Here is a 4970-nt window from a genome sequence, read left to right as displayed (position 1 = left end):
ATATGCTTGAGTATAAGCAGCATTGGCGCGGTGGACTACTTGTCAAAGTAAACCCACGATACACCAGCCAAACCTGCTCTAAATGCAAGCATATCGCCAAAGAAAATAGACAAACTCAGGCAAAATTTGAGTGCGTCAAATGTGGGCATAAAGCGAACGCAGATGTTAATGCGGCACGTAACATATTAGCGGCAGGACATGCCGTTTTGTCTGTGGAGGGAGGATGCAGTAAAGGTCGCCCGTTGAAACAGAAAACTTGTGACCTTCGTGAGAAAGTCGCCTAAACGCTAACGCTTTTAGAATCCCACACTTGAGCTTGGCGAAGGTGGTGGGAGTATGTCAACCTTGCAATTCAAACGCTAAATACAGAAGTCTAAACACATTAACAAGCGCAGATAAGAGCGATCGTATTAATCACTTAAATGAGTTTCTTCAGTAGACTTCCAGTTATAAGCACCATAAAACAACATCTGTGCTTGGCGCGTGCAGTTATGGAGCATCAGCTGCTTTCGCTGTTCAACTTCAGCCAAGTCGACTTCATCATCATAATCTTCGGTATAAGTTAGCTCTAGCCAATCAATAATCCAAGAAAAGAACATATTGATTCCAGCCTCAGCCAATAACCTACGATCATAAGTGCTTATGTGTGTAAACGCAGGCTGGAGCGCCAAATCTTCTGCTAAGCTTTGCCCATGTTTTTTGATAAGCTCATTGATGGCTTTACGTACGGCGTCCGAGCCACCGTAGCGTTCACTGACCAAAAACTGCCAGTAGTATGGTTGCTCACTGACCATATATAAAAACAATTGAATGCTTTTAGCAATTTGACGCTCGAAGCTGCGTTTACGTCCAATTTGTAAGCTTTCGCTCAAGGTAGCAAGCGTACCGCCCAATTCCTCAATAACTAAGGCGTGTCCGAGTGATTCCATATCATCAAAATGCCGATAAAAGGCGGTCGGCACTACGCCAACCTCACGCGTTACTTGCCTAAGGCTGATGGAGCTAAAAGATTGCCCTGTCATACATAAATCGAGCACCGCATTAAAAAAGGCGTGCCGAGTTTGAAGTTTTTTTTGTTCGCGACTGCTCATAATATTTCAAAATTACTAGATAGATATCTATGATACTCATTTCATTGCAAAAATACGAATGAAATACGCTTAAATGTGGGTTTTAAACCATAGTTCCCCAATGCCCTTGTAACTCTTGCGCCAGTCGATAAGCCTCGTGGTCGTTCATGCCAGTAATATAATCTAAAACGTTAAGCATATTATGATAAATATCATAGGATAATATGCGGCGATGCTCATCAAGATGCGGCTGTAGCAACATTAATAGACGCTGTTGCTCAAACGGCATAGATGTGTTCTGCTGATGGTTCCAAGTCAGTGGCATAAAAGCATCCAGCAGGCGATGCAAGCATTGATTGGCCATCAGCTCCATGCGGACTTTACTTGGGTGATTGAATATCTTTTTACGTGCCAATTCTTTAGCTTGAGTAATACCACTTTGTACCGTTGGCTCGCAATGAGCAAACAAGCTGCCTTGTAACGTACCCGCTAGCATCGCATCGCTATTGGCAACAAAGGCATCAGTGACGGCATTGACTAGGCGCATCATAGCTCGTGCTCTCAAAGATGCTAGACTTTGCCTGACAGACATGTGCGCTGGTAAGCTCACGCTATTAGGATGCTCGCCAATAAGTTCGTAAAATATCGTAGCGACCTCGCTATAGGTTAGCATATTCAGATTGATGCCATCCTCTAAATCAATCAGCGCATAGCAGATATCATCGGCGGCTTCCAATAAGTAAGCAAGTGGATGACGCGCAAAACCGTCATGCTGCTCGGAGCGCGGCAAGTGCAAAGATGCTGCCAACTCTTCTAACTGAGAGGCTTCACTATAAAAGCAGCCAAATTTCTGTACATTTTGATTATGACGTTTGTCATTAGCCTCATTGCTGTGAGTGGCCAGCCACGGATACTTCATAAAAGCGCCTAGCGTGGCACAAGTCAAGCGCATGCCGCCCACATCAGGGTGATGCTCATTGCGAGTCAGTATACGAAATCCTTGCGCGTTACCTTCATAAGCCAGCAAATCCAATTGCTCATTGTTACTCAAATTGTATAAGATTTCCTGACGTTCAGAATGCATAAACCAGTCACGAATAGCATACTCTCCCGCATGTCCAAAAGGTGGATTGCCAATATCATGAGCGAGGCACGCTGCTTGTACAATCACACCCACATCAGCTGGTGTCACACCGACAGGTAAACCACCGTCTAATTTATCATGAAGCTTCTCCGCTGCCATTACACCCAATGAGCGTCCGATACACGAGACTTCAAGCGAATGCGTTAATCGCGTATGAATACCCAATTGATTGGTCAATGGGTGGACTTGGGTCTTTTGATTTAACTGCCTAAAGGAGTGTGAAAATACCAGTCGGTCATAGTCTTTATGAAAAGAAGAGCGCGCAGTATCTTGAGTAGGGGCTTTTTTATTACTGCCCAAACGCTGGGCACTAAATAGCTTTGCCCAATGGCTACGGCTATTAAGTGGTTTATTAATAGGAGTGATCATAGTTTATAGTCCATTATTGTTATTATGATTTTTAGAGATTTGATTGTTTTTATAAAGGATTCTATGTTTATTATAATAAAAAAAGCCAGCATCGAGGCTGGCTTGTGGTTGTTTAATCTTAAGACTATGTAAACACGCTATCCGACGTTAAAGGTTAAGCATTAAACGTTAAAACGGAAATGCATCACATCGCCATCTTGTACGATATAAGTCTTGCCTTCTAAACGTGATTTACCGGCAGCAGCAGCACCTTTTTCGCCGTTATGTTCGATAAAGTCGTCATAAGCAATCACTTCAGCACGAATAAAGCCGCGCTCAAAATCAGTATGAATCACGCCAGCTGCCTGAGGAGCTGTTGCGCCAACAGCGACTGTCCATGCGCGTACTTCTTTAACGCCAGCGGTAAAATATGTCTGCATATCAAGCAAGTCATAACCACCACGAATCACTTTATCAAGACCAGCTTCTTCCATATCCATCTCGGCCAAGAAGTCTTTTTTATCGTCTTCATCAAGCTGGGCAATTTCAGATTCGATTTGGTTGCATAGGGCGATAACGATAGAATCTTCACCAGTTGCATAGTTGCGTACCGCATCAAGATATGGGTTATTCTCAAAGCCATCTTCGCTCACGTTAGCGATATACATGGTAGGTTTAAGAGTAATTAAGCCATAACTTCTGATCAGCTTTTTCTCATCAGCATCTAGATTGGCGGCGCGCGCAGCCTGACCTTCAGCCAATAGCGGCTCGATTTTTTTGAAGATATCAAGCATGGCGCCAGCATCTTTATCGCCGCCCTTGGCTTTTTTGGTTAAGTTAAAAATAGCACGCTCAACGGCTTCTAAATCGGCCAATGCCAATTCAGTATTAATGGTTTCAATATCATCAATCGGGCTAACGCGACCATCAACGTGTACGACGTTGTCATCATCAAAGCAACGTACGACGTGTGCAATGGCATCAGTCTCACGGATATTGGCTAAGAATTGGTTGCCCATACCTTCACCTTTTGACGCACCAGCGACCAAGCCTGCGATATCAACAAACTCCATCGTCGTTGGTAATACGCGCTCAGGGTTGACGATATCAGCCAATTTTTTTAGGCGTGGATCTGGCACTGGAACGATACCAGTATTGGGATCTTTGGTACAAAATGGAAAGTTTTCAGCGGCGATACCCGCTTTGGTCAAGGCGTTAAACAGGGTGGATTTACCCACGTTTGGTAGGCCGACGATGCCGCAATTAAAACCCATAACATTCTCTCAATGTATTAATAAAATCAGTTGGTATAAAGATTGGTTAAATGATAAATCAAAATTGGGCACATTGTAGCAAATTTACCTGAATAGGGGTGAGGTTGTTGTGTTGTATACTGAGATTTTGCGATTGGTCATTACTGGCAATTTTGCTGTTTTAGCGATTATGGTAAGCTATGCCATAGCGTAATAGTTTTACTTGTGGGCGTATGAAAGGTCAGTACCTACGACTCGCGATACTTTATGAGTAATTTCATTATTAACACCAAACGCTCTCAACCAAATCTTCAAGCTTCTATGTATAAGTGCTCTGTACAGGTAAAGGCAGCTAAAATAAAATGAAAGGCAAACTCCTATAATGACGACCACAATTTTTAATACACGCCGCTATAGTTATCCGAAGAACTTCAAGGAGATTAAGCCCAAGCTGGCACGTCTAGAAAAGGCGATCAAAAAGCTAGAGGCAAATCTAATCGATGTTGGTGACGATGCAAATATTGAGCTACTGAATCAAAGGCTGAACAGTGAATTAGGATTAAAAGTAGACTATGCCTGTGAGTTAAATCCTGACCAATTATTAGCTGCCACTACCATTGAAGGCAAAGTGTTAGTCATCGCTGGTGCGGGTTCTGGTAAGACTAAAACCCTAACTTATAGAACCAGCTATCTGTTAGAAAAGGGTGTATCCCCTAAAGAGATTTTGCTACTGACCTTTACGCGTAAAGCCGCCAATGAAATCAAAAGTCGTGCAAAGACGTTATTGACCAACAGTTTATCTGATGAAGATTTGGCCAAGGATAAACTGCCAACTGATAAGTTGCTCAACGATATTTCTAGCGGCACCTTCCATTCATTTTGCAATATGCTATTGCGCCAATACTCAGGGCTACTCGGTATTAACCCGCGTTTTACTATTCTAGATACGGGCGACAGTGAAGACGCTATCGACTTAATTCATAAAGAAAAAAAGTATCCGACCAAGATAACCAACCAAGCGTTTCCGCGCAAAAAAACTTTGCAGAATATTTTTTCAACTTCTAGAAATCGACGTATTCATATTCGCGATTTAATTGAAAGTAGTTATCCTGATATCGCCGTCCATATTCCAGTTATTGAGCAATTAGCCGTCGA

Annotated in this window: 5 protein-coding genes; 2 read left to right on the top strand and 3 right to left on the bottom strand. The window is 42.9% G+C overall.

Annotation, left to right across the window (positions count from 1 at the left end; genetic code table 11):
- On the top strand, window positions 1-284 hold a 284-nt coding region (locus tag VLN09_RS02550; protein WP_325243644.1), incomplete at its 5' end, for a transposase.
- A 126-nt stretch (window positions 285-410) separates the two neighbouring features.
- On the opposite strand, the gene VLN09_RS02545 is transcribed toward VLN09_RS02550, so the two are convergent.
- From VLN09_RS02545 to ychF, 3 genes are all read right to left on the bottom strand, one after another.
- On the bottom strand, window positions 411-1091 hold the full coding sequence (locus tag VLN09_RS02545; RefSeq protein ID WP_325243643.1) for a TetR family transcriptional regulator: 681 nt from the start codon (window positions 1089-1091) through the stop codon (window positions 411-413).
- A gap of 82 nt (window positions 1092-1173) precedes the next feature.
- Window positions 1174-2583, bottom strand: a complete 1410-nt coding sequence (locus VLN09_RS02540; protein WP_325243642.1) for a deoxyguanosinetriphosphate triphosphohydrolase — start codon at window positions 2581-2583, stop codon at window positions 1174-1176.
- A gap of 161 nt (window positions 2584-2744) precedes the next feature.
- A complete protein-coding gene (ychF, locus tag VLN09_RS02535; RefSeq protein ID WP_325243641.1) occupies window positions 2745-3836 on the bottom strand; it encodes a redox-regulated ATPase YchF in 1092 nt (363 codons plus the stop codon).
- A 361-nt stretch (window positions 3837-4197) separates the two neighbouring features.
- Between ychF and VLN09_RS02530 the strand changes: the two genes are divergently transcribed.
- The coding region (locus VLN09_RS02530; RefSeq protein WP_325243640.1) for a UvrD-helicase domain-containing protein at window positions 4198-4970 on the top strand (773 nt) is incomplete at its 3' end.

Origin of the sequence: Psychrobacter sp. (genome assembly GCF_035469765.1) — a bacterium.
GTDB lineage: Bacteria > Pseudomonadota > Gammaproteobacteria > Pseudomonadales > Moraxellaceae > Psychrobacter.
The sequence above is the reverse complement of the archived record's forward strand: the minus strand, read 5'-3'. Positions and strand labels throughout refer to the sequence as shown.